Source organism: Pedobacter sp. AK013 (assembly GCF_014205835.1).
Lineage (GTDB): Bacteria > Bacteroidota > Bacteroidia > Sphingobacteriales > Sphingobacteriaceae > Pedobacter.
The window spans coordinates 264,152-288,582 of record NZ_JACHCQ010000002.1; the positions used below are offsets into that span (position 1 = coordinate 264,152).

Below are 24,431 nucleotides of genomic sequence, written 5' to 3' on the forward strand. Positions count from 1 at the left end.
TCCGCCTTCCACATTTTAAATTGAGTTTTAATCTATTTCCAAATTAAGAACAGCCCAGATTTACAGCATTGGTACTGCAAGGAAATACATAAATTACCTGCTCACAATTTTTTTTGTTACAAATTCGCTGAAAAAGAAATCCCTATAAATACTTCCTATTGGGATTTCGTTTGTGCCGATGTATACTGTATTGTTATCCACAGAATCAATGTGTTTAACATTGATAATATAGGATTTGCTAACTCTCACAAACATATCTTTTGGCAGTTGATCGTGGATCGTTTTAATGTTCATGGCCGTAATTACTTTCTGCGTTTCGCTGTGCATCACCACATAATCTTTTAAACCTTGAATAAAAAGTATGCTATTGAAATAGACCTTAAAAATTCTTCGGTCTGCTTTCACAAAGAAAAAATCATCTGCTACCTGTTCAACACTATTATCAGCGTAATCTGCTTTGAATAATTTAGAATAGGTATGGGCTTTCTCAACTGCCTTTTGAAAGCGCTCTAATTTTATGGGTTTTATCAGGTAGTCAATCGCATCTACTTCGTAACTATCGAGGGCAAATTCAGAATAGGCAGTTGTAAAAACCACAAATGTTTCTTTTGGAATGGTGCGGGCAAATTCAATCCCACCAATTCCGGGCATATGTATATCAAGGAAAATCAACTCAACGGTATTGCTTTCCATAAAATTTGTAACGGTTTCAGGGCCACCGAAAGAACCGATTAAGTCTAAACCGTCTGTTTGGTTAATCAACATTTCTATGGCTTCTCTCGCCAATGGTTCATCATCTATAATAATACAGTTCATAATTTTATGCTTAAGGTTATGCAATACCTTTCTGAGCCATCTTCAATATTTAAACTATGAGTTGCCGGGAACAAAAGTTCTAGTCTCCGTTTCACATTTGTTAGCCCTAATCCGCCAGAATTATTAACAGATTTAAGCATCGGTTTGGAGTTGATGCATTTAAAGAAAAGTTCATCATTCTTAACATCGAAATACAGGTTTACATAAGACGGTCTTGTTGCATCATTGTTGTGTTTCACGGCATTTTCCACGAACGAAATGAGCAGCAAAGGTGGGATTTGCACACCATTCAGATCTCCCTCTTTTGAAATCAGAAAATCAAAACTATCCCGCCTTACTTTTTCCAAAGTTAAAAAATCTTCCAGGAAATGAATATCCGAAGTCAACAGCACTTTATCTCTCGCACTGTCATAAAGCTGGTAACGAAGTAAATCGCTCAGCTTCATTAAAACCTGCGAGGCCTTTTCGGGATCTTTCTTCGTTAGCACATTGGCATTGTTTAGCATATTAAACAAAAAATGTGGGTTGATCTGGTTTTTCAATTGTTCCAATTCTGCATAAGTTTTAGACTGTTTCAGCTCGTAGATCAATTGCTTGTCCATCATTCCTTTCTGAAAAAGTTTTACGGAAGAAGAGGCCGCAAGCAGCAACACCGTAAGGAAAGAAAAAAGCGGGATGTTCAACCCATGATCCTTATTAAACGGATTGAAAAAATAACCACAAGTGCCCATTATAACAAGGATGCCGATTACAGATAAGCAGTATTCAATATTTTTATTCCTGAATAAAAGTATCGGCACCAACACATACATATTTACATAGAATAATAGAACAATATATACAAATATGGCCAAGGGATTGGCAATTATAGCAGTACTATTATACAGCACAATACCCATAAAAGCAACGAACAGCAGGTGCCTAAATATCCTGAGGCTAGGTGAAATCAGGAAACGAAAAAGTACGTTTTCGCTAATCAGCTGTTTATGGGTAAAATCATTCATTGAGAAATCGTATAGTACAAACTTAACATTTAAAGCAATGGTATGATCTGCTTTTATACAAAAGTGTATGCTTTTTATACGAAAGCGGGAGGTATTATTAAAAACGTATAAAACAAGAAATATTGCTTAGTAGTACCCCAACATACTTTGCTATAAAAGATACCGCATTTGGTATAATTCAAATAAAAACAGTGTTGTAAAGCAATAGTTTAGCCGTCAGAATTATATTCAATCTTCTATTCATGAAATACGGAATCTTTTGTATCCTACTATTATTATTCATTTCTTTCGGTGCCCGTTCACAGGAAAAAGTCACATTGAGTGGAATAATCACCATAAAAACAAACACCGAAACAATAAGCGGTGCAAGTATTTATATTCCTGAGTCAAAAGTATCAGCAGTTACCAATGCCTATGGCTTTTATGCCATTACCCTGCCCAAAGGTGCCTACACAATCGTGATCAGCTATGTTGGGTTTGAACCTATTGAGGAACATATCGTTCTGACGAAAAATCTCAAGAAAGATTTTTCAATGAGTGAAAAAAGCAAGACCCTCGATGAGGTAGAGATAAAATACAATAGTTCAGCAAGTAACATCCGAAAACCAGAAATGAGTGTGAATAAACTCGCGATCTCCACTATCAAAAAAATGCCGGCAGTTATGGGCGAAGTTGATATTTTAAAAGCTATTCTGCAACTTCCCGGCGTTTCCAATGCACAGGAAGGAGCAACAGGTTTTAACGTTAGGGGTGGTTCGGTTGATGGCAACCTGATATTATTAGATGAAGCCGTAGTTTACAATACTTCGCACCTGTTTGGTTTTTTCTCTGTTTTTAATGCCGATGTGATTAAGGATCTGAAATTGTATAAAGGTGGTATACCTGCTAATTTCGGTGGGAGAACCTCCTCTGTTTTAGATATTTATCAGAAAGAAGGGAACAATAAAGAATATCACCTAACAGGCGGAATCGGAGCGGTTTCGAGCAGGTTATTAGCAGAAGGACCTATTGTAAAAGATAAGGGTTCGTTCGTAGTTGCTGGTCGTACTTCTTACGCACATTTGTTTCTGAAACTGGCAGACAACCCCAATGCTGTTTCTTTTTATGATTTGAATGCTAAATTGAATTATAAGGTCAATGACAATAACAGGGTTTTCCTTTCAGGATATTTCGGCAAGGATAAAATGGATTTCAGCAATTTTTTCAGCAACAATTATGGAAACTCCTTCTTTAATCTTCGGTGGAATCACATCTTTTCTGAGAAATTATATTCCAATGCATCAGTCATTTACAGCAAGTACGATTATGGCCTGAAGATAAAAAACGTTGGCATTGATTGGGCATCAGACATCCGCAATTATAACCTGAAGTATAATTTTAACCATCGCCTGTCTGATAAACTGGCTTTGAATTATGGTATCAATTCCATCTACTACCAGTTTAATCCTGGCACCATAAATCCTATAGATGCTACATCGCCTATCAATGCCGACCAGATTGAAAAAAAATATGCCTGGGAAAATGCATTGTACATCAGTGCCGAGCAAAAAATTGGAGCAAAAATAGCATTGACTTATGGGTTGCGATATAGCAATTTACTGCGGTTGGGAGAACAAAATATAAATAACTATGCCAATAATCAGGCGGTAATTTTCAACCCTGAATTGCAAATTTACGAGGAAGGAACGCCCATAAGTATCACGCATTATGATAAAAACAAAAAGATTATTGGTTTTGGAAATTTAGAGCCCAGGTTGGCAGTTTCTTATGCCATAAATGATGAGCAATCCATTAAGGCAAGTTATAACAGAATGAGCCAGTATATCCATTTAATTTCCAACACGGCTTCCGTTTCCCCACTTGATATTTGGGCGCCAAGCGACCAATATCTGAAACCCGAAATTCTTGACCAGGTTGCATTGGGCTATTTCAGGAATTTAGGCAGTGGAAAATACTCTTTAGAAACAGAAGCTTTTTATAAGAAAACCAAAAACAGAGCAGATTATATTGACGGGGCAGAATTGATTGCTAACAAAGCCATAGAACAAGTATTGCTAAATGGAGAGGCGAGGGCTTACGGCTTGGAGGTGATGCTGAAAAAAAACACTGGAAAATTAACAGGGTGGCTTTCTTACACTCTTTCTAAGGCAGAGCAGCGTATACCAGGAAGAAACGCAGACGAACCTGGCATTAACAACGGCGAATGGTACCGTGCCAATTACGATAAAACGCATAACCTTTCGCTTACAGCAGCTTATCAGCTATCGAAAAGATGGAATTTTGGCGGTATTTTCACCTACCAAACGGGTAAAGCTGCAACCTATCCCATTGGCAAATATCAATATCAGGGAATTACCATTGCCAATTACGGTGCACGAAATGCTAATTCACTTCCAGCTTATCATCATTTGGATTTATCGGCAACTTATACTCCAAAACCCGACAGCAAAAAAAGATGGAAAAGCGAATGGGTGTTCAGTATTTATAATGTTTACAACAGGAGTAACGCCGCATCTGTTATGTTCGAACAAAACAGAGAAACAGGGTTGAGCGAAGCGAAGAAGATATCGATTTTCGGCATCATTCCAGGTGTTGCTTACAATTTCAGGTTTTAATGCAAATTATATAAAAATGAAAAATATACTTAAATACCTTATCATTTCATGCTGCTTTTTTCTGCTGTCTTGCACAAAAGTAATAGAAGTGGATTTAGCAACAGCAGCGCCGAAATTGGTCATTGATGCATCGATTGACTGGATAAAGGGCACAACAGGCAATGAGCAGAAAATCAAACTCTCTACTACAACCGGATATTACAATGCAGTATTTCCAACTGTTTCGGGAGCAAATATAGTGATAACAGATGCAGCCAATACTGTTTTTAGCTTTGTAGAAAATCCTGGTACGGGAGAATATAACTGCTCCAATTTCCATCCGGTTATTGGCGAAACCTATACTTTAAAAGTGGTTTTAAATGGAGACATTTATACCGCAACCGAAACTTGTTTGGGTGTTCCGGATATTGAAAATAAGATAGAACAAAATAATACCGGCGGATTTGGAGGTGATGAGGTGGAAATTAAATATTACTACCAGGATAATGGCAACGAGGAGAATTACTATCTTCATCGTATTGCATCACCTGTATCAAAGTTTCCTGATTATAAAGCTAAAGATGACAATAAAAGTCAAGGCAACCTGATGCAGGAATATTTTTCTGATAAAGACCTGAAAGCTGGGGATAAGATAAACATCAGGCTCTATGGGATTTCTAAAAGATATTATGATTATTTCAGGAAATTGTTAGCCGCTGCAGGAGCTGAAAATGGTCCGTTTCAAACAGCCCCAGGCTCGGTGAGAGGAAATATCATTAATCAGACCCATTTTGCAAATTTCGCTTATGGATATTTCAGGTTATCGGAAGTAGCCGTAAAGGATTATGTAATCCAATAATTAAGTAGATTATTGGATATTGCATGTACTTAGCTTCAATCAATTAATAATGAGAAGAGGAATGAGTTAACCAACACAAGTCCAAAATTTTAAATCTCAATAATCAAATCTTTATTATATCCATTATACATCTCACTAAGATAACCATGTGGATTACATATAATTTCAGTTTTGCCAATTTTATATCTCACAGGTGTATGAATGTGGCCGTGAATCCAGTAATCAGGCTGATATTTTATAATAATGTCTTCCAAATTAGAAGCGTATGCTGAAGATATTGGATCATTTTTATAGCGTTCAGGTATTGATTTTATGCTTGGCGCATGGTGCGTAATTACAACATTTTTATAACCAATTGACTCCTCCAGACTCTTCTGCAACCATAATTTTGATACCTGGTGGATTTGATAGGTGTCAATCGTTCTAAGTTTAGAATATGCTGGATCTTTACGGATTTGCTTATAGTCGTTCATTTGGGCCTGACAGATAATACCATATTCAACAGGACTTCCAAATAAAGAAAAATCTGTCCATAAAGTAGCGCCATGAAACCTAATACCTTCAAGCGCTATCATATTATTTTCAAGAACAGTTATATTTGTATCGTACGATTGCTTGATTATTTTATTAAGTGTCTTGGGGTATGAACCTTTATAGTATTCATGATTTCCCAAAAGATAAATTACAGGCTTATCACTTATGTTTTTCTTAACCCATTCTATTCCCTTGGTACCCAAGTCTGTATCACCAGCTAAGATAACAACATCAACATTACTGAAGTCCAAATCGGAAATTCCAAATTCATGATGTAGGTCGCTGATTATCTTTACCTTCATTTCTTTATTCGTGTAATGGCTAAAGTAGATATTAATTAAGGAAAATCATATGCTGTTCTTCTCTCAACTTAATCTCTCCTGGAACGACGCCGCAATTTACATTTCTATTTAACCGTTACGGAATAGACATCCGAAAACATTATTTTCCTTATTTTAGCTATACCAAAATACTGGAGGATCATCTCATATGAATAAAAAGCTATTATCTATATTGGTGTTAAGCTTAGCGTTTAGTTTGAAATCTAAAGCACAAAAAAATGCAATAATGCCATCTGACGTAATTCCATTTCAGGTAACTGTTAAAAAATCTATCTTTAAAAGTAAAAATGCATTAGCCTTGGAAATACAGGGTGAAGCTAATGGAGACAATACACTTGCAATCTTGAAGGATATTGATTTTCATAATGGCATAATTGAAGCTACAATTAGTGGTCAAACGCTTGCAAATGCTGGTGAAACAGCGCGTGGATTTGTAGGTATTGCGTTTAGAGCAGCTTTAAATGCTTCCAAAATGGAGGTTTTTTATTTACGCCCCACTAATGGTCGGGCGAATGATCAAGTACGCAGAAACCACTCAAGTCAGTACATTTCTATTCCTGGATATCCGTGGGAAAAATTAAGAAAAGAAACACCAGGACAGTACGAAGCATACGTAGATATATTGCCGGCCGAATGGATCAAAATAAAAATTGTAGTGAAGGATGAAATTGCCAGGCTATATGTTAACGGTGCTACTCAGCCAACATTGATTGTAAATGACTTAAAGCAAGGCAAAGATACAAGAGGAAGCATTGGGTTATGGATCGGTCCCGGAACACTAGGTCACTTTACAGACGTAAAAGTAACTAAAGAAGATTGATCCATTGTTTATTAATTAATAGCGTTGATATAACCCCTAAAAACAAAAGCCCGATAGAAACTATCAGGCTTTAACAATTTTCCTCAAATTCTTTAACACCCTAATACAGTGTTAAATTTCGTTATATTTCCATACCCCAGAAATGGTAAGCAAAGTTAGTCCAGGTTGTTTTTCACCATAACTGAAAACACAAATATATTTTGAACGGCAGGATGGGCAATCTGTTCCAAAGTATAATGTCGGTAAATCATTTACCGTTAATTCTCCAAAATAAAGTGAATTTTTTGAGGTTTCGGAAACAATTTTATTTCTTAGTAATTCATTTTTAGCTAAAACTTTTTCTTCATTATACAATTGAAAAATCGGAAAGCCTGATTCGTATGGCGTTATTTTAATGGTGTTTTCATGTCCGCAATTGCAACAGTTGAATTTTACTTCAGCTAAGTGACCGATTTCAGCATTACTGAATGTGTCTTTTTCAACAGAGACCTGTTCTTCAATGGATATTTTTTTTAAAATTGAATACATCTAAATTATTTTATTTTGCAATAACTACCCCCACTGCTCCAGGATATTTTCCACTGGGATTTCTCTTAATTGTTACTTTGATATATCCTTCCTGGGCCAATTTATTCCAGGTTTTTTGGTAGCCAGTCGCCGGATCTATCGGGATTTTCCACATGGTCTGCTTGCCATAACCTACCTGATTAAACCAGGGAATAATGTCTGCTGTTTGCCCCCCGAAATTTAGTGAATTATTTAAAACTTCGATTTCATAATAAAAATCATACGAATTTTCTGGTTGGTTCAAGGCCCTTTGCCCGAATGTATACGCAGATCCATTGATGATCGGACTTGTGAAGCTACCTCCCAAAGTCGGAGCTCCTGTTCCGCTATAAGTTCCGATCCCATTACTGTACCTATCATATTTTTGTCCGGTGGTGATCGGCGTATCATCTACTATATTGAAACCTCCGTTTGCAGGCGGCCATTTTTCATTTAAATTGTTGTTTATAAATAAGTTTTCCAGTTCGCCCCACTTTTGCGACTTATATAAATCGTAAACACGATCTCTCACGGTCTGAGTTACAACGTTCGACGGATCATAGGTCGTGGCCAGTTCGTTTGCGTTTTTGTAAAACTCAGTGGCCGGTTTGTTCGGCTGTTCATTTAATAGGTCGTCCTTATCTGAGCGACAAGCCACAGAAAATAAGGTAATGTTTAAAAGCAGCAGGTACTTGAATAAATTTTTCATAGTTGTTAGTTTGGTTTATTAAAATTATGGTTTCAAAAAAAGAAGGATGATCGCGTAAAATTCAGATATGAAACCGTATGACGAATCTAATATATTTTTACACCAAAATATACAATGAATAAGAATAATCACTACACAACAAAACAAGCCAGTTTTGAACTCTATTGCAAGGAAGTTATCCAAATTGTTCATTTTTCCTGAACCAATTTCAAGGCCAGCGTCAAATTTCCTTTTGGGAGTACTACGTCCTATAGAGCTAAATAGGCTTTAAATTGGTTATTTTTACTTTTTACCCGCTGAACGAAGAGTTTTAACAAAGTTGGCACACAAAATTATAAGAGTAGCTATAAAGAATTAATACATTAGTGCGATAAAAACAAGCATGTCATTTAACTGGTTTGATCTCATCGTTCTTTTTGGTATTATGCAGGGAATAATTTCCTGTATGGTGCTGATTTTTAATAGAGCAAATGAACTTCATAAAACACTACTTATTGCAATTATTTTGGTGTTATGCATCTTAAGTTTTAAAATAGAGATTCACACTTTACAATTATGGGATAAGCCTTTTCTCCGTTATTTCCCCCTTGGAATCGACCTGCTCATCCAACCGATTCTATTTTTGTATGTCTATTCGCTTACTAAGCCTAATTTTGAATTCAAAGTTAAATTGTTATTCCACTTACTGCCACCTGCATTGTTCTTCATCCATTCGCTCCTGGTTTATTTAGCGGTGTTACCTATTGACAATCTTCACCAAAAGGATATGGTTGCTGCACAATGGTACTTCAATCAGGTTAAAGTTGTTGAGGATGTACTTTCTGTTGGGAGTGCTTTCATTTATGGCTACCTCTGCTTTATTTATCTTAAAAAATATCAACACTGGTTACATCAGTTTACTTCGGACACCCGATACCCCACACTAAACTGGCTTCGAAATATGTTAGTAGTAACAGCGCTTCTGGGCTTTAGTCTTTTTGTCAATGTTCTAATCGATAACGTCTATCCAAGCAGGAAAACATTTTTCAGATGGCAATTCTTTTATTTATATCTAACTTTTCTAATCTACTATTTGGGAATAAAAGCCCTGACGTTTAAAACTGAAATTATTACGGAAGAACAATTAATACTTGAACAGCCGGTAGAAAAACAAGCGAAATATGAAAATTCAGACTTAGAAGCTGCCAAAATGATAATTCTAAGTGTGTTGGCGGAAAAGAAGATTTTCTTAGATAATGAGCTTACCTTATTAAAAATGTCGCAGCAGCTTGGGTTAAGCCCAGGCTTGGCATCAGCAACCATCAACCAGCTATTGGGCAAAACCTTTAGATCATTGGTCAATGAATATCGAGTAAGCGAGGTAAAAATCAGACTACTAGATCCCGCTTATGAACACCTATCTCTTTTAGGAATTGCTCTTGAATGTGGTTTCAACTCTGAAGCCAGTTTCTATCGCATCTTTAAAGCTGAAGTCGGTTATTCGCCTAAAGAGTATCTCCTCAAAAATCGAATTGAAAAATAATATTTACTCTCAAAACTGATTTTGAGAAGTTATAACATTCCATTTATCATTCATTTGTTAAAAATCAATTACATGAAAATGGGCATAAAAATTTTATTAGGCATTACTGCATTTACCGCAGTGTCTTACCTAGTCTTTGGAACATCCTTTCAGTTAACTAGGAACACAACATCACCAATAAACGATAGCATCCTCGTTGAAACCAAATGGAAGCAAATGGGAGGCTTCGAAAAATACACACCAGATCATTTAAGGTTGGGCTGTTGGAGCACAGCCCTTGCACAGATTGTTTATTATCACCAGCTCAAGCCTTTTGGAAAAGTATCTTATGTTTCAAGAAATGGCTATGTGATCAACGAAAAGATTGACAGTGCTAGTGTTGACATTAAAAAGTTGGTCAAATCAATAGATAGTAGCACAACACAATCCGCTCTTGATGTTACCGCAAGGTATAATTATTATGCTGCCCTCGTGGTTCGCAAGGATTTTGGTACAGATCGGTACATGAACAAACTTGCGCCCTCTTCCTTGTTCGAGCAGCACTATAAAGTGAAGGCTACTAGATATATCTCGTGGAGACATACATTCCCTTATAGTTTTGGCAAGCTAAAAAAGGTCATTAGCCATGAGCTAGACCTCAAAAGACCGTTAATGCTCCATTTTTCAGACCTTAAAGGCTTCGGACATACGGTTGTAATCGATGCTTACAGAATCGAAAATAACAAACTAATCATGCATCTTAACCAAGGTCAGGGAGGTCCGCAGGATGGGTGGTATAATTTTGATTCTTTTATCTTACAGGCCAACGATGATAATCTAAGAGTGCTTTATACATTCGAGCCTATACAAGATTAACAAACCTTAAAATCATCGCTAATCTTAGAACTATTAAATTCAAATTCGAAGATAGCAGAGATTGTTCTAAACTAGTTTCCTAATACCCTGTAATTTTAAAAGCCCTAAGCAGGAATACTTTGAACAAGGCAGAAATAGCATTTAGACGGTGTAAAGCAAAGAGCAGGCCTTTAAAAGACTCGAAATATGGTATAATGAAGTTGAAGTATTGGAATTGACTCCTTCAGGACTGTTGCCAGATCAATCCAGTCACATTATCTGTATATCCTTAACTTCTTTATCAACAGAGCAACAAACGCTTCAGCAGAATCTTTCAATGCCAAGATCAAAGCTTTTAGGGCAACCTCAAGAGGTGTAAGGGATATTAAATTCTTCTTATTCAGATTGTCGAAAATATATGCTTAAAAAAACATCCCCCCCAACTTTTCCGCTTGATCCCGAATTATTGCATATTTTGGTGTTTCCGGTAAAACAAAAAAGCTTGCAATCATTTGATTTGCAAGCTTTTACGTAGTTTTGATACTATCTTCTGTGATCCCGCTGGGATTCGAACCCAGGACCACTACATTAAAAGTGTAATGCTCTACCAGCTGAGCTACGGAATCTACTTTGTTAAAAACGTTATCCGTTTCCTTTAAAGTGGTGCAAATATAGGGTTATGAAGCATTTCTTGCAAATAAAAAATAGCCAAATGCGTTAGTGTATTGATTTATAGGCGAATTATTTATTTGCTTTCTCTTTTTTAAATAGATTTGATATTTTTATCGCTCCTAATTTAATATCCTCCTATGCGTAGATTACTTCTTGCCTTACTTTTTTTACCAACACTCTCCATATTATCCTGCCAATCTAATAAAGCTAAAGAAGCAGAAAAGGTAAGACATAAACAAGATTCCCTGGCATCATGTGAAAAGAATATGCCCAGCCGATTTGGTGCAGTAAGGGATTCTTCGAGTTTTGCGGGCAATAAAGTAAGTCACGATGGTATGGTTTTGATTCCCGCTGGCGAATTTGCCATGGGCGCATCAGATAAAGAGGGCAGGGATGATGAATACCCCCAACATCAGGTTAAAGTATCTTCTTTCTGGATTGATGCTACCGAAGTAACCAATGCCAGTTTTAAAAAATTTGTAGATGCAACCGGCTATAAAACTACTGCTGAACGTAAACCAGACTGGGAAGAGATGAAAAAACAACTTCCTGCAGGTACACCAAAACCACCAGACAGTGTTTTTGTTGCGGCATCATTGGTTTTCTATCAACCTAAAACTATTACCACCCTAAATGATGCCTCGCAATGGTGGCGTTGGGTTAAAGGTGCCGATTGGAAACACCCTCATGGCCCAAATAGCAATATTAAAGGAAAAGAAAACTTTCCGGTTGTACATGTATCCTGGGATGATGCCATGGCTTATTGTAAATGGGCGGGTAAACGTTTACCAACAGAAGCAGAATGGGAGTATGCCGCAAGAGGCGCCTTGAAAAATGAAAAATATCCATGGGGGAATGAAGATATAGAGAAAGGTAAAGTAAAAGCCAATACCTGGCAGGGAAACTTTCCGCTTAAAAACACCAATTGGGATGGTTTTAGTGGTTTAGCTGCGGTCAAAAAATTTAAACCAAATGGTTATGGGCTTTATGATATGGCAGGCAATGTATGGGAGTGGTGCAGCGATTGGTACCGCCCTGATTATTATAGTACGCTTTCAGGATTAAGCAACAATCCCAAAGGCCCATCAGATAGCTACGACCCTATGGAACCAACTATACCTAAAAGAGTGGTAAGGGGTGGTTCTTTTATGTGTAACGCCTCTTATTGTAAAGGTTACCGGGTAACTTCCAGAATGAAAACTTCTGTTGATACAGGCTTAGAACATACAGGATTTAGGTGCGTAAGCACCAACTAAGCCCTTTTTTGTTAAAGTTAAAATTACGCAAACGTTTGATACATATTTATTAAATATTATTGTTTAGTTTGGCCCAAACAAATTAAACCGAACCAAAACTTTATGCAACAAACAACAAAATCAGGTCAAACGCAAGGGCCAAAACCACTTATTATTATTTGTGCTCTATTCTTTATTTTTGGCTTTGTAACCTGGGCAAACGGAACATTAATTCCTTTCTTTAAATTATCTTTCGGATTATCAAACTTACAGGCCTTCTTCGTAACCTTTGCATCGTATATGGCCTACTTCTTTTTAGCTTTGCCATCATCGTGGATATTAAAGAAAGTTGGTTTTAAGAATGGAATTGTTTTAGGTTTAGTAATTTTAGGCCTGGGCTCATTGATATTTATACCTGCAGCCCAAACCAGAACTTTTGGCTTGTTTTTAACCGGTATTTTTGTTCAGGGGGCGGCATTAGCTTTGCTGCAAACTGCATCAAACCCTTACCTCACCATTATTGGTCCCATAGAAAGTGCGGCAAAACGTATCAGTATCGCCGGTATCTGTAATAAGTTTGCCGGAATGATTGTGCCTTTGATTATGGGCACTTTGTTTTTGAAAAATGCTTCAGAAGTAGAAAAACAGATCAAAGCTGCTACCGGCGCTGTTCACGAGCAGCTATTAAATGATGTTTTAGGCCGTGTAAATATGCCTTATATTGTTTTGGCAATCGTTTTCTGCCTTTTTGCAGTTTTTATTAAATTCACTGACCTTCCAGAAGTTGAGGTAGAAGAAGATGTGATCGACGAAACCAAAGGAGAGGTGGTAAAACATAAAAGCATTTTTCAGTTTCCACACTTATTCCTTGGCGCCCTTTGTATTTTTGTATACGTTGGAGCTGAGGTAATGGCAGGTGATATTATCGGTATTTACGGTCGTGAATTAGGTATCAGTACGGAGATTAGCGGTAAATTAACCTCCATAACCCTATTTAGTATGTTAATTGGCTATATTATCGGTATCATTACCATTCCAAAGTACATCTCTCAACAAAAAGCCCTTAGAATTTGTGCCATTTTAGGCATTATATTTACCATTTTATCTTTTGCTATTTCGAGTTGGTTTGCTGTAATTTTTGTAGCCTTATTAGGCTTGGCAAATTCACTAATGTGGCCTGCAATTTTCCCGCTGGGCATTAGCCATTTAGGCAAATTCACAAAAATCGGCTCAGCCATTATGGTTATGGGTATAGCAGGCGGAGCAATTATGCCTTTGTTATATGCATTTTTAAATGAAAAATTACACATACACTTCCAGTTGGCCTATCTGTTAACCGTATTGCCTTGCTACTTATACATCCTGTTTTTCGCCATCAAAGGCCACAAAGCCGGATTGAATTTAAAATAACCCAAACCAAATAAATTTTATGATTAAGCCCGATCTTTAATTAGATCGGGCTTTCTTTTGTCCTTAATTTTCAGTTATTTTACCCAAATTATATCAGAGGTTGAAACTTGATGCGCAATACTCAAATCTTGATACTTAATATTACAATACTCATACCCCAATAATGAATAAAGCTATTTTTCTCGACCGCGATGGTGTGCTTAATCACGAAATATACGATTACATCTGCCGCGTTGAAGATTTTAAAATCTTAGATTACCAAATTCCAGTATTAAAAAAACTATTCGATGAAGGTTATCTTTTAATTGTAATTACCAACCAGGGCGGTATTGCCTTAAAGCGTTATACTGAGCAAGAATTGGCTATTATGCACCAAATGCTCCGTAATGCTTTTGTAGCTAAAGGGGCCGATATTGCTGGCTTTTACTATTGCCCGCATCATCCAACTGTTGGTGGCGAATGCAAATGCAGAAAACCGGCTTCTGGAATGATTTTAGATGCCATTGATATGTACGATATTGACCCGGCACAATCTATTATGATCGGTGATAAACCACGGGATGTTGAAGCTGCAAATGGGGCAGGAGTGAAAGGAATCCTGATCGAACCTGATGAGCAGATTAGTTATGAGAAGGTTAAAGAGGCATTGAAAAGAGAATCTTTAGTTTAGCGTTCGGAATTTGGAATAAGCAAATCGCCCATACCAACCTTAATGATTAAAAAGGATGTAATATGGGAGATGTAGCCTGCAATTTGCCCACCATCCATTTTAATGGTTTGAGCGTTTTAACACGCTGTACACTATATCTTTTTGGCTGTCCTTCGACTGCGCTCAGCATGCCAGCCAAAAAGGATGCCGTTTCCATCGTTAACGCAACACAACGCGACGACTTACGAAATTACATTACGTTTTTTCTAACTAACACTTACGAAATCTTTCCAAGCGCTTGCCCTTTGAGATTTCGTAAGATACCTGGCCACCTAGATCTGATTAAAATGGCATTCCGATTTCAGATTAATTTATCTTTATCAAAATTTCCCGGAATATAATGGAAAGCAGGACCACAGGTACCTTTAAGCACTGTTTTTGCGCTCCAAAAAGAGAAAAGATAAAGCGATAATATAAATTGCAATTTGCCTGTCATACATTATAACTCTTACATTATCTATAAAAACAAAAAATCCTAAGTTAAATAATAACTTAGGATTTTTTCATATACCAGGAATCAACGTTCCAGGCTCAAAACTTATTTTCCAGCTGCTTTAGCGTGGTCAGCTAAAAATGTAGCTAAACCGCTATCCGTTAGTGGGTGTTTTAACAAACCAACAATTGCAGCTAATGGTGCAGTAATTACATCGGCACCTAATTTAGCACAGTTTACAATGTGTAATGGGCCACGGATTGATGCCGCTAAAATCTGAGTTTCGTAACCATAGTTATCAAAAATAGTTCTGATATCTTCAATTAAAACCAAGCCATCGCTAGAAATATCATCTAAACGGCCTAAAAATGGAGAAACATAAGTAGCACCTGCTTTGGCAGCCAATAAAGCCTGGCCTGCAGAGAAAATTAAAGTACAATTTGTTTTAATTCCTTTTGAAGAGAAATACTTAATGGCTTTAACACCATCTTTAATCATTGGAACTTTAACTACGATTTTTGGATTTAAGGCTGCTAAAGCTTCACCTTCTTTAACAATTTCATCAAAAGTTGTAGAAATAACTTCAGCACTTACGTTATCATCAACAATATCGCAAATAGCTTTATAATGGTTAATTACATTTTGTTCGCCAGTAATACCTTCTTTCGCCATTAAGCTAGGATTGGTGGTTACGCCATCTAAAATGCCAAGATCTTGCGCTTCTTTGATTTGATCAAGATTTGCTGTGTCAATAAAAAATTTCATGTTTATAAACTCTTAAAATGATTATTAGGTTCTGCTGCTAGAATCCCTGAAGAATTTAATATCCCCCCTTCAGGGGGTTAGGGGGTAAAAAAAGGGCAAGCACCTTCTATCGCACCGCTACAACCTTCTACCCTTGCTGTGTTCCCACCCTGGGGGAGTTCAAAGGGAGCTGGTCGTAAAAGACTTGCCCGGGCACAAAGGTAGAAAAAGAAGTTGTTTCGCGAAATGCATTTTTGTATTTTTTTTCTCTTTTAGGCTATCTGGCTGATTAGTAAATTAATAAAATTAAAATGAGTATTTTTTAATAATTAGGAGGAGAATACAGGATAAATAATTTTTGAACGAAAAATTCATTTATAAAGAAAGTATTTATAAATAAAGCAACAATAAAAACGATTTATGTTTGAATTTAGCGGAAAAAACGAATTTATTGCGCAATATCACCATTATAAATTTAATAAATATTAACCACTATCATTACCATTTTTTTAATCTAATCGCTTTAAATTACTTAAGGACTAAAATTTTTCTAAAAATCGTGTCAACTCTGTAATTTAAAATTTGTTTTTCGTATCTTAGTGTTTCCTATACACTAACAACTAACGAGCAAAGAATGGAACCAAACAGTGGATTGTACGATGCGCAATTTGAACACGATGCCTGCGGTATTGGGTTCGTTGCACATGTGAAAGGGCGAAAATCGCATCAAATCATCTCTGATGCACTTACTATTTTAGAGAATCTAGATCATAGAGGGGCATGTGGAGCAGAACCAAATACAGGCGATGGAGCCGGTATTATGATTCAGATTCCTCACGAATTTTTTTACGACGAATGTTTAAAAGCTGGCTTTAGCCTACCTGAAACCAATAATTATGGTGTAGGTATGTTATTTATGCCAAAAGATATCAGATCAAGAGAAGAGTGCAGAGAATTGATTTACCGTGCCGCCGAAAAATTAGGCCTTGAAATTTTAGGTTTTAGAAAAGTTGACGTTGATACTACAGATATCGGTAATATGGCCCTTTCTGTTGAACCAGAAATTGAGCAGGTATTCATTGCCCGCCCTTATGCCGTAGCACCAGGGGCAGATTTCGAGCGTAAACTTTATATTTTTAAAAATTACCTGATTAAATTGATCGTAAACACTGTTCATGGTGGTAAAGATTTTTATATTGTTTCGCTTTCTGCGCAAACCATTATATATAAAGGTCAGCTTACTTCATTACAGGTACGTACATACTTTACTGATCTTACCGATAAGCGTATGGTTTCTGCTTTAGGTCTAGTTCACTCACGTTTTGCAACCAATACTTTCCCTTCATGGAGGTTAGCCCAGCCATTCCGCTTTATTGCGCATAATGGCGAGATTAACACTTTGCAAGGAAACTTAAACTGGTTTAGAGCAGGCGTCAAGTCTTTTGCTTCAACTTACTTTACGCCAGAAGAATTAGATATGTTATTGCCTGTAATTGACGAATCCAATTCAGATTCAGGCTGTTTAGATAATGTTATTGAATTATTACTTCACTCTGGAAGAACCCTCCCTCATGTATTAATGATGTTGGTACCAGAGGCATGGGATGGTAACGAAGATATGGATCCTGTTAAAAAGGCGTTCTACGAATTCCATGCTACTTTAATGGAGCCATGGGATGGACCTGCAGCGATTGCTTTTACCGACGGTAAATTAATCGGTGCTACTTTAGATCGTAATGGTCTCCGCCCTTCGCGTTATGCCATTACCTCTGATGATCGCGTAATTATGGGCTCTGAGGCTGGCGCATTAGCCATCGATCAAAGTACTATAATCGAAAAAGGCCGCTTAACACCTGGCAAAATGTTCGTGGTTGATATGGAGCAAGGCAGAATTATCAGCGATAACGAAATTAAAGAAGAAGTTTGTGGTAAAAGCCCTTACGGCGATTGGATTAACCAATATCAGATCCGTTTGGAGGAATTACCAGAGCCACGTGTAATGTTCACCGGTTTATCTACCGAATCTATATTTAAATACCAACAGGTTTTTGGTTACAGCAGGGAAGATATAGATCTTTTGCTAAAACCGATGGCTATTGAAGGAAAAGAACCAATCGGCTCGATGGGTACCGATACGCCATTGGCTATTTTGTCAAAACGTCCGCAACACCTATCGTCTTATTTTAAGCAATTATTTGCACAGGTAACCAACCCACCAATTGATCCGATCAGAGAGAAGGTGGTAATGAGTTTGGCCAGCTTTATGGGCAGCATGGGTAACTTGTTAGAAGAAACCCCAAAACAGGCACACTGTGTAGCCATTAAACATCCTATCCTAACCAATCAGGAATTAGAGAAGTTAAGAAGTATTGATACGGGTGTTTTCCAGGCGAAAACTTTACAGACTTATTTCAGAGCCGATGGCAAGCCGGGCGCTATGGCAAAAGCCTTAGACCGTTTGTGCCGTTATGCAGTTGATGCCGTTGAAGATGGTTTCCAGGTTATTGTATTAACCGATAGAGCTATTGACTCTGAGCATGCTGCAATGCCTTCTTTATTGGCCGTTTCTGCGGTACATCATCACTTAATCCGTAAAGGATACCGTGGTGCCGTAGGTATTGTGATAGAGGCTGGTGATATCTGGGAAGTACATCATTTTGCAACTTTGTTAGGCTTTGGTGTTACTGCAATAAACCCTTACCTGGCTTTAGAAACCATTAACGGTTTCCAGGAAGAATCGGGTTTATCGGCAGAACAGCTTACTAAAAACTATATCTACGCGGTAAATAGTGGTTTACTTAAAATTTTCTCTAAAATGGGAATCTCAACCTTACAATCATACCAGGGCGCACAGATTTTCGAGATTTTAGGTTTAAATAAACAAGTGGTAAATACTTACTTCACTGGCGCTGTTTCGCGTATTGGTGGTTTAGGCCTGGATGAAATTGCAAAAGAGACTTTAATTAAGCATCATCGCAGTTTTGGCCCGTTAACACAGACCGAAAACTTGTTGCCAGCAGGTGGAACATATAAATTCCGCCGTAAAGGTGAAGCGCATTTGTTTAATCCGCAAACCATTCACTTGTTGCAAAACGCAACACGTAAAAACGATTACAATATTTTCAAACAATACTCTAAGTTGGTGAATGAGCAAACACAACAGGCTTATACCATCCGTGGATTGTTCGAATTTAACTATAGTCGCCCATCTGTACCTTTAAATGAGGTAGAATCTACTGAATCGATCTTAAAAAGATTTGCAACAGGAGCCATGTCTTTCGGTTCAATTTCACATGAGGCACACTCTACTTTAGCGATTGCCATGAACCGTATTGGTGGAAAGAGCAATACCGGAGAGGGTGGTGAAGATGAAATGCGTTATACTAAATTGCCAAATGGCGATAGCATGCGTTCAGCTATTAAACAAGTTGCTTCCGCACGTTTTGGTGTAACGAGTTATTATTTAACCAATGCTGATGAGTTACAGATAAAAATGGCTCAGGGTGCTAAACCAGGAGAAGGTGGTCAATTACCGGGACACAAAGTAGATGATTGGATTGCAAAAGTCCGCCACTCTACACCAGGGGTTGGTTTAATTTCTCCTCCGCCACACCACGATATTTACTCGATTGAAGATTTAGCTCAGTTGATTTTTGATTTAAAAAATGCTAACCGTGCTGCCAGGATCAATGTAAAATTGGTTTCTAAAGCTGGTGTGGGAACGATTGCGGCGGGTGTTGCTAAGGCTCATGCCGATGTTATTTTGGTATCTGGTTTTGATGGTGGAACAGGAGCTTCCCCTTTAACCTCGATCCAACATGCTGGCTTACCATGGGAGTTAGGCTTAGCAGAAGCGCACCAAACATTGGTTAAAAACAAACTGCGTAACCGTATTGTATTACAAACGGATGGGCAGCTTAAAACAGGAAGAGATATTGCTATTGCAGCATTATTAGGCGCTGAAGAATGGGGAGTGGCTACGGCAGCCTTGGTAACTTCGGGATGTATTATGATGCGTAAATGTCACTTAAATACGTGCCCAGTTGGTGTTGCAACACAAGATCCCGAATTAAGAAAACTCTTCACCGGTGATGCAGACCATGTGGTGAACTTATTTTATTTCCTTGCTGAAGAATTACGTGAGATAATGGCTGAATTAGGTTTCAGAACCATCCACGAAATGATTGGCCAAGCTGATATTTTAAAATTACGTGAACTGCCTGCTGAAGACTGGAAATTGAAACACCTTGATTTATCAGCTATATTATATAAAGCAGAAGAAAATGGTTTGCCTTTATTTAATACCGAAGGTCAGGATCATGGTTTAGATCAGGTTTTAGATCATAAGTTAATTGCTGCAGCACAGCCTGCCATTGATCATAACGAACCTGTATTTGCTAGCTTCGATGTAAAAAATACCGACCGTGCACTGGGTACCATGTTATCGAATGAAATATCGAAAGTTCATTTAGGTGCCGGTTTACCTCCAGATACGATCAACTTTAAATTTGTAGGTTCTGCCGGACAGAGTTTCGGGGCTTTTAATACGCGCGGGGTAACTTTATCACTAGAAGGTGAAGCGAACGATTACGTAGGTAAAGGATTATCGGGTGCCAGACTGGCTATTTATCCTTTCTCAAATTCAACTTTTATCCCTGAGCAAAATATCATAATCGGTAACGTAGCCCTTTATGGCGCAACATCTGGTGAATTATTTGCCCGTGGTAAAGCAGGTGAACGTTTCGCTGTGCGTAACTCTGGTGCAACAGCCGTTGTTGAAGGAGTTGGCGATCACGGTTGTGAGTACATGACAGGTGGTGAAGTGCTGATTCTTGGTGATACTGGAAGCAACTTCGCTGCTGGTATGAGTGGTGGTGTAGCCTGGATTTATGATGCCAATGGAACTTTTGCACGCAAATGCAACAAAGAAATGGTTGATTTAGATCCGTTGCAAGCTGAAGATGAAGAGCGTATTTTAGCTTTACTTAAAACGCATATCCGCCTAACGGATAGCAAAGTAGCTGAGTTTATCTTAAGCGATTGGAAAACTCAGTCTGCTCATTTCGTAAAAGTATTCCCTAAAGAATACAAAGCAGTTTTAAGTAAACGTAATCAACAAGTAAAAACACACTAGGCCATGGGAAAAGTAACAGGATTTCAAGAATACGATAGAGTTGCGCCCACTAGAGAAGAGGCTGCAACGCGTGTAAAACACTACGGTGAATTTTTAAATAATTTACCTTCACAAGAATTAAACAATCAAGCTGCCCGTTGTATGGATTGCGGCGTACCTTTCTGCCAATCAGGCTGCCCATTGGGTAATGTGATACCAGAATTTAACGACGCTGTTTATCAAGGCAAATGGGAATTAGCTGCCAATATTTTATTAAGCACCAATAATTTTCCTGAATTTACAGGTAGAATTTGCCCAGCACCATGCGAATCAGCTTGTGTGTTAGGTATTAACCGACCACCTGTTTCTATCGAGGAAATTGAAAAACATATCATCGAAATCGCTTTCGAAAAAGGATTTATTAAAGCAAAAGCACCATTAATCAGAACTGGTAAAAAAGTAGCTGTAATTGGTTCAGGTCCTGCGGGCTTAGCTGCTGCTGCTCAATTAAATAAAGTTGGACATGAAGTTACTGTTTTCGAACGTGATGATGCTCCAGGTGGTTTATTGAGGTATGGTATTCCTGATTTTAAACTACAGAAAAATGTAGTAGATCGCCGTATCGATTTAATGAAAGAAGAAGGCATTATCTTTAAATGCAATGCCAATGTAGGCGAAAATGTTGAAATAGGTACTTTATTACGCGATTTCAATGCGATTGTATTGGCTGGAGGTTCAACTATTCCGCGCGATTTACCAATTGATGGTCGTTCAGCTAAAGGTGTGCATTTCGCAATGGATTTCTTGAAACAACAAAATAAACGTGTAGCAAGCAGAGCCTTTGAAGCAGAAGATATTATGGCTACCGGTAAAAATGTAATCGTAATCGGTGGTGGCGATACCGGATCTGACTGTATCGGTACATCAAACCGTCATTGTGCAAAATCGGTTACACAATTCGAAATTATGCCAATGCCACCACAGGCACGCAACGAGCATATGCCTTGGCCAAATTACCCAATGTTGCTAAAAAATACTTCTTCTCACGAGGAAGGTGCACAAAGAGCTTGGTCGGTAAATACAAAAAACTTTATTGCTGATGAAAAAGGGAACCTTAAAGCATTAAAAGTAGTTGACGTGGAGTGGGAGATTGATGCGAACGGACGTCCGGTTACTTTTAAAGAAATAGCTGGTACCGAAAGAGATCTTCCATGTGAACTGGTGCTTTTAGCAATGGGTTTCTTACATCCTCAAAAAGAAGGTTTAATTGAGAAATTAGGTGTAGAGTTAGATAACCGCGGAAACGTTAAAGCATCTGAACACACCTACCAAACCAATATTGCCAAGATTTTTGCCGCAGGTGATGTTCGCCGTGGACAATCGCTGGTAGTTTGGGCCATTTCAGAAGGTAGAGAGGCTGCCCGTAAAGTAGATGAATACTTGATGGGAACAACTAATCTGGCATCGAAAGATGCAATTGCATATGCTTAGTAGGTTTTAAATTCTATATTTTTAGGGTCGTGATGCGAATCACGACCTTTTTTGTTTATTTCTTCTCCTATCGTGCTGAATGAATAATCGTAATTTGATCAAAGCGCTTGCTCTATGCACTTTTTCAGGATGCTTAGCGTGGTGTTCCAGTAAAACACCAAATGTTTATAAATAATGTCTGTAGGGAAATTATATAGATTTATAGTTAAACTGCTTCCTTTTTCATTCGGACGGAGTAGAAACTCAATGGTGGTATAACTTTCGGGCTGTTCTGGCAGATTAGATAGAGAGCTTAAATGACTGTATTTTAATTGCTGTTCAGGTTTGAATTGAAGAACATTTCCTTTGTTTTCAAACGGCGTTTGTGATAGTACACCCCGGATGATGATTGGAGCTCCGATACCCCAGTCGGTGCTGATTTCGATTGGTGATTCAGACATCCACTGCTGCATGATTTCTGTATCGGTTAGAGCTTTCCAGACTTTCAAAGGGCTGCTATGAATGTCAATACTGTTGCTGTATAGGATGTTTGTAGTTTGCATAACAGTTCTAAATATCGCTATTACCTAACATATTTTAACTCTTTTATGCCAAAATATAATAACAACTTTTAACCGGTGGTGAATGAGAAAGACAATTTAATCGCTATTAAGTTTCTTCCCGCATTACAAATGCAAGTTTCGTTAGCTATTTAAAAGTTAAAACAATTTCAATTGCTCGTTTCTCGGTGGTTTCTCTTTCCCAAAAACGGTTCTGCCGCCATATTTCCAACTTTCAGTACGTTCTTTGTGAACCACCTTTTCAAAATCCATATTCGGAACAAAGTCTTTTTCAGCATTGCGGGCAATTTGATGCAATGATTTTATTGCTTGTTGCTTATCGGTATTTCCAATCTTCGCTTTTTCAATTGACTTTTGCAAAACACTTATTGTTTCATCATAAACGTTTACCGGAACAGGGAAGGGATGACCATCTTTGCCACCATGGGCAAAAGAATAACGCGCAGGATCGGTAAATCTGGAAGGCGCACCATAAATTACCTCACTTACCAAAGCCATAGATTGTAAGGTTCTTGGCCCCATGCCTTCAAGTAATAATAATTCCTCAAAATCTCTCGGCTGCTTTTCCTGGGCCAACCACAATATACTGCCTAAACGCTTTAAATCTACATCTTTTGATCTTACATCATGATGATCAGGTAATACCAACTTTTGTATTTCACTAATCATCCGCGTCGGCGATTCAGCCGTAATGCTCATCATGCTCTGCCTTGCCTTATTAGCATCATTAGCTGTTAAGTTCAATATTTTACCTTGATTAATGCCGCAGATACCCGTGTGCGGTTCTTCTACAAAAGATTTTAGGTTTTCAGAATGCCAATGGTATCTTCTCGCTGTTACGCTGCTATCGCTCATGCCTTGCTGCACTACTGCCCAATCGCCTTCGTTGCTTAAAATAAAATTATGAAGGTATAATTGAAACCCATCTTGAATGGCAGTATTATCTACTTTTGCACTGAGTTTACTGGCCCGAATCAATTCTGTACCATTTAGCCCTGTTTTATCGGCAATTTTTAAAAGTTCATTTGGAGTTTCCCTACTATACTTTCCTTTGCCGCCACAAATGTAAATCCCCAACTCTTTTGATAAGGGATTAATCGATTTTTTTAAAGCACCCATTACCGATGTTGTAATTCCTGAAGAATGCCAATCCATACCCATTACAACCCCTAAACTCTGAAACCAAAACGGATTACTCAAGCGGCGTATTACTTCTGCTTTACCATATTCTATTAAGATAGCTTCCGTTATAGCTAAACCAAGGGTAGCCATGCGCTGCGCCAGCCATGGTGGTACCTGGCCATAATGTAACGGCAAATCTGCACTTCCTGATCTTTTCAATACTAACAAAATTAGCAAAATACTTTTAAAAAAGCAAAGCATTTACTTGTTTTCATGAATGCAATGAAGGATCTTTAGATAAAGAATATAAATGATGTGAGATAAAATTGTAAAAGTTTATATTCTATGTTTCACAATAGCAGA

Annotated in this window: 19 protein-coding genes, 1 tRNA gene and 1 other RNA gene; 11 read left to right on the forward strand and 10 right to left on the reverse strand. The window is 37.8% G+C overall.

What is annotated here, in order from left to right:
• Window positions 1–93: 93 nt before the first annotated feature.
• Both HDC90_RS02445 and HDC90_RS02450 read right to left on the reverse strand, forming a co-directional pair.
• Window positions 94–816 (reverse strand): LytTR family DNA-binding domain-containing protein, encoded by a 723-nt coding sequence (locus HDC90_RS02445; protein ID WP_184463518.1) that lies wholly within the window; start codon window positions 814–816, stop codon window positions 94–96.
• On the reverse strand, window positions 813–1,820 hold the full coding sequence (locus HDC90_RS02450; RefSeq protein ID WP_184463520.1) for a sensor histidine kinase: 1,008 nt from the start codon (window positions 1,818–1,820) through the stop codon (window positions 813–815). Before HDC90_RS02450 ends, HDC90_RS02445 begins: the two co-directional genes overlap by 4 nt.
• Before the next feature lie 242 nt (window positions 1,821–2,062).
• On the opposite strand from HDC90_RS02450, the gene HDC90_RS02455 reads away from it, so the two are divergent.
• Window positions 2,063–4,435, forward strand: coding sequence for a TonB-dependent receptor (locus HDC90_RS02455; RefSeq protein ID WP_184463522.1), 2,373 nt, complete (start codon window positions 2,063–2,065; stop codon window positions 4,433–4,435).
• A 16-nt stretch (window positions 4,436–4,451) separates the two neighbouring features.
• A complete protein-coding gene (locus HDC90_RS02460) occupies window positions 4,452–5,273 on the forward strand; it encodes a DUF4249 domain-containing protein (protein ID WP_184463524.1) in 822 nt (273 codons plus the stop codon).
• An 89-nt stretch (window positions 5,274–5,362) separates the two neighbouring features.
• Here the strand turns inward: HDC90_RS02460 and HDC90_RS02465 are convergent, their stop codons facing one another.
• Window positions 5,363–6,109: a metallophosphoesterase gene (locus HDC90_RS02465; protein WP_184463526.1), complete on the reverse strand. Its 747-nt coding sequence runs from the start codon at window positions 6,107–6,109 to the stop codon at window positions 5,363–5,365.
• Window positions 6,110–6,374: 265 nt separating this feature from the next.
• On the opposite strand from HDC90_RS02465, the gene HDC90_RS02470 reads away from it, so the two are divergent.
• The gene (locus HDC90_RS02470; protein WP_221451778.1) at window positions 6,375–6,968 is read left to right on the forward strand and encodes a hypothetical protein; all 594 of its coding nucleotides are present in this window, start codon (window positions 6,375–6,377) and stop codon (window positions 6,966–6,968) included.
• Window positions 6,969–7,079: 111 nt separating this feature from the next.
• On the opposite strand, the gene HDC90_RS02475 is transcribed toward HDC90_RS02470, so the two are convergent.
• Together HDC90_RS02475 and HDC90_RS02480 are read right to left on the reverse strand one after the other, a co-directional pair.
• The gene (locus HDC90_RS02475; protein ID WP_184463530.1) at window positions 7,080–7,496 is read right to left on the reverse strand and encodes a hypothetical protein; all 417 of its coding nucleotides are present in this window, start codon (window positions 7,494–7,496) and stop codon (window positions 7,080–7,082) included.
• A 10-nt stretch (window positions 7,497–7,506) separates the two neighbouring features.
• Window positions 7,507–8,223 (reverse strand): hypothetical protein, encoded by a 717-nt coding sequence (locus HDC90_RS02480; protein ID WP_184463532.1) that lies wholly within the window; start codon window positions 8,221–8,223, stop codon window positions 7,507–7,509.
• Window positions 8,224–8,605: 382 nt separating this feature from the next.
• On the opposite strand from HDC90_RS02480, the gene HDC90_RS02485 reads away from it, so the two are divergent.
• The 3 genes from HDC90_RS02485 (at window position 8,606) to HDC90_RS25650 (ending at window position 11,005) form a co-directional block, all read left to right on the forward strand.
• A complete protein-coding gene (locus HDC90_RS02485; protein ID WP_184463534.1) occupies window positions 8,606–9,745 on the forward strand; it encodes an AraC family transcriptional regulator in 1,140 nt (379 codons plus the stop codon).
• A 72-nt stretch (window positions 9,746–9,817) separates the two neighbouring features.
• On the forward strand, window positions 9,818–10,600 hold the full coding sequence (locus HDC90_RS02490) for a C10 family peptidase (protein ID WP_184463536.1): 783 nt from the start codon (window positions 9,818–9,820) through the stop codon (window positions 10,598–10,600).
• A gap of 264 nt (window positions 10,601–10,864) precedes the next feature.
• A complete protein-coding gene (locus tag HDC90_RS25650; RefSeq protein WP_370576566.1) occupies window positions 10,865–11,005 on the forward strand; it encodes a transposase in 141 nt (46 codons plus the stop codon).
• Window positions 11,006–11,132: 127 nt separating this feature from the next.
• Here HDC90_RS25650 and HDC90_RS02500 read toward each other — a convergent pair.
• A tRNA-Lys gene (locus tag HDC90_RS02500) sits at window positions 11,133–11,205 on the reverse strand.
• Between the two features lie 183 nt (window positions 11,206–11,388).
• On the opposite strand from HDC90_RS02500, the gene HDC90_RS02505 reads away from it, so the two are divergent.
• The 3 genes from HDC90_RS02505 (at window position 11,389) to HDC90_RS02515 (ending at window position 14,566) form a co-directional block, all read left to right on the forward strand.
• Window positions 11,389–12,507: a formylglycine-generating enzyme family protein gene (locus HDC90_RS02505; RefSeq protein ID WP_184463538.1), complete on the forward strand. Its 1,119-nt coding sequence runs from the start codon at window positions 11,389–11,391 to the stop codon at window positions 12,505–12,507.
• A gap of 102 nt (window positions 12,508–12,609) precedes the next feature.
• Entirely contained in the window at window positions 12,610–13,896 is a 1,287-nt protein-coding gene (locus tag HDC90_RS02510; RefSeq protein ID WP_184463540.1) for a sugar MFS transporter, read from the forward strand.
• Window positions 13,897–14,059: 163 nt separating this feature from the next.
• Window positions 14,060–14,566 carry an HAD-IIIA family hydrolase gene (locus tag HDC90_RS02515; protein ID WP_184463542.1) on the forward strand — a complete coding sequence of 169 codons (507 nt, stop codon included), beginning with the start codon at window positions 14,060–14,062 and terminating at the stop codon, window positions 14,564–14,566.
• A gap of 577 nt (window positions 14,567–15,143) precedes the next feature.
• Here the strand turns inward: HDC90_RS02515 and fsa are convergent.
• The gene (gene fsa, locus HDC90_RS02520; RefSeq protein WP_167294327.1) at window positions 15,144–15,803 is read right to left on the reverse strand and encodes a fructose-6-phosphate aldolase; all 660 of its coding nucleotides are present in this window, start codon (window positions 15,801–15,803) and stop codon (window positions 15,144–15,146) included.
• 90 nt (window positions 15,804–15,893) lie between these two features.
• An RNA gene (ffs, locus tag HDC90_RS02525) (signal recognition particle sRNA small type) lies at window positions 15,894–15,993 on the reverse strand.
• A gap of 423 nt (window positions 15,994–16,416) precedes the next feature.
• On the opposite strand from ffs, the gene gltB reads away from it, so the two are divergent.
• Window positions 16,417–20,916 carry a glutamate synthase large subunit gene (gene gltB, locus HDC90_RS02530; protein ID WP_184463548.1) on the forward strand — a complete coding sequence of 1,500 codons (4,500 nt, stop codon included), beginning with the start codon at window positions 16,417–16,419 and terminating at the stop codon, window positions 20,914–20,916.
• A gap of 3 nt (window positions 20,917–20,919) precedes the next feature.
• On the forward strand, window positions 20,920–22,386 hold the full coding sequence (locus HDC90_RS02535) for a glutamate synthase subunit beta (RefSeq protein WP_184463550.1): 1,467 nt from the start codon (window positions 20,920–20,922) through the stop codon (window positions 22,384–22,386).
• A gap of 98 nt (window positions 22,387–22,484) precedes the next feature.
• On the opposite strand, the gene HDC90_RS02540 is transcribed toward HDC90_RS02535, so the two are convergent.
• Together HDC90_RS02540 and HDC90_RS02545 are read right to left on the reverse strand one after the other, a co-directional pair.
• Window positions 22,485–22,928 carry an SRPBCC domain-containing protein gene (locus HDC90_RS02540; RefSeq protein WP_184463553.1) on the reverse strand — a complete coding sequence of 148 codons (444 nt, stop codon included), beginning with the start codon at window positions 22,926–22,928 and terminating at the stop codon, window positions 22,485–22,487.
• Window positions 22,929–23,084: 156 nt separating this feature from the next.
• On the reverse strand, window positions 23,085–24,287 hold the full coding sequence (locus HDC90_RS02545; RefSeq protein ID WP_184463555.1) for a DUF763 domain-containing protein: 1,203 nt from the start codon (window positions 24,285–24,287) through the stop codon (window positions 23,085–23,087).
• Window positions 24,288–24,431 lie beyond the last annotated feature (144 nt).

Excerpts from the sequence above, each read along its gene's own strand:
- HDC90_RS02490 (WP_184463536.1), top strand. The coding sequence starts at position 9,818 with ATGAAAATGGGCATAAAAATTTTATTAGGCATTACTGCATTTACCGCA.
- HDC90_RS02455 (WP_184463522.1), top strand. The coding sequence starts at position 2,063 with ATGAAATACGGAATCTTTTGTATCCTACTATTATTATTCATTTCTTTC.
- HDC90_RS02505 (WP_184463538.1), top strand. The coding sequence starts at position 11,389 with ATGCGTAGATTACTTCTTGCCTTACTTTTTTTACCAACACTCTCCATA.
- fsa (WP_167294327.1), bottom strand. The coding sequence starts at position 15,803 with ATGAAATTTTTTATTGACACAGCAAATCTTGATCAAATCAAAGAAGCG.
- HDC90_RS02515 (WP_184463542.1), top strand. The coding sequence starts at position 14,060 with ATGAATAAAGCTATTTTTCTCGACCGCGATGGTGTGCTTAATCACGAA.
- HDC90_RS02540 (WP_184463553.1), bottom strand. The coding sequence starts at position 22,928 with ATGCAAACTACAAACATCCTATACAGCAACAGTATTGACATTCATAGC.
- HDC90_RS02485 (WP_184463534.1), top strand. The coding sequence starts at position 8,606 with ATGTCATTTAACTGGTTTGATCTCATCGTTCTTTTTGGTATTATGCAG.
- HDC90_RS02475 (WP_184463530.1), bottom strand. The coding sequence starts at position 7,496 with ATGTATTCAATTTTAAAAAAAATATCCATTGAAGAACAGGTCTCTGTT.
- HDC90_RS02450 (WP_184463520.1), bottom strand. The coding sequence starts at position 1,820 with ATGAATGATTTTACCCATAAACAGCTGATTAGCGAAAACGTACTTTTT.
- HDC90_RS02535 (WP_184463550.1), top strand. The coding sequence starts at position 20,920 with ATGGGAAAAGTAACAGGATTTCAAGAATACGATAGAGTTGCGCCCACT.
- HDC90_RS02465 (WP_184463526.1), bottom strand. The coding sequence starts at position 6,109 with ATGAAGGTAAAGATAATCAGCGACCTACATCATGAATTTGGAATTTCC.
- HDC90_RS02510 (WP_184463540.1), top strand. The coding sequence starts at position 12,610 with ATGCAACAAACAACAAAATCAGGTCAAACGCAAGGGCCAAAACCACTT.
- HDC90_RS02460 (WP_184463524.1), top strand. The coding sequence starts at position 4,452 with ATGAAAAATATACTTAAATACCTTATCATTTCATGCTGCTTTTTTCTG.
- gltB (WP_184463548.1), top strand. The coding sequence starts at position 16,417 with ATGGAACCAAACAGTGGATTGTACGATGCGCAATTTGAACACGATGCC.
- HDC90_RS02445 (WP_184463518.1), bottom strand. The coding sequence starts at position 816 with ATGAACTGTATTATTATAGATGATGAACCATTGGCGAGAGAAGCCATA.
- HDC90_RS02480 (WP_184463532.1), bottom strand. The coding sequence starts at position 8,223 with ATGAAAAATTTATTCAAGTACCTGCTGCTTTTAAACATTACCTTATTT.
- HDC90_RS02470 (WP_221451778.1), top strand. The coding sequence starts at position 6,375 with ATGCCATCTGACGTAATTCCATTTCAGGTAACTGTTAAAAAATCTATC.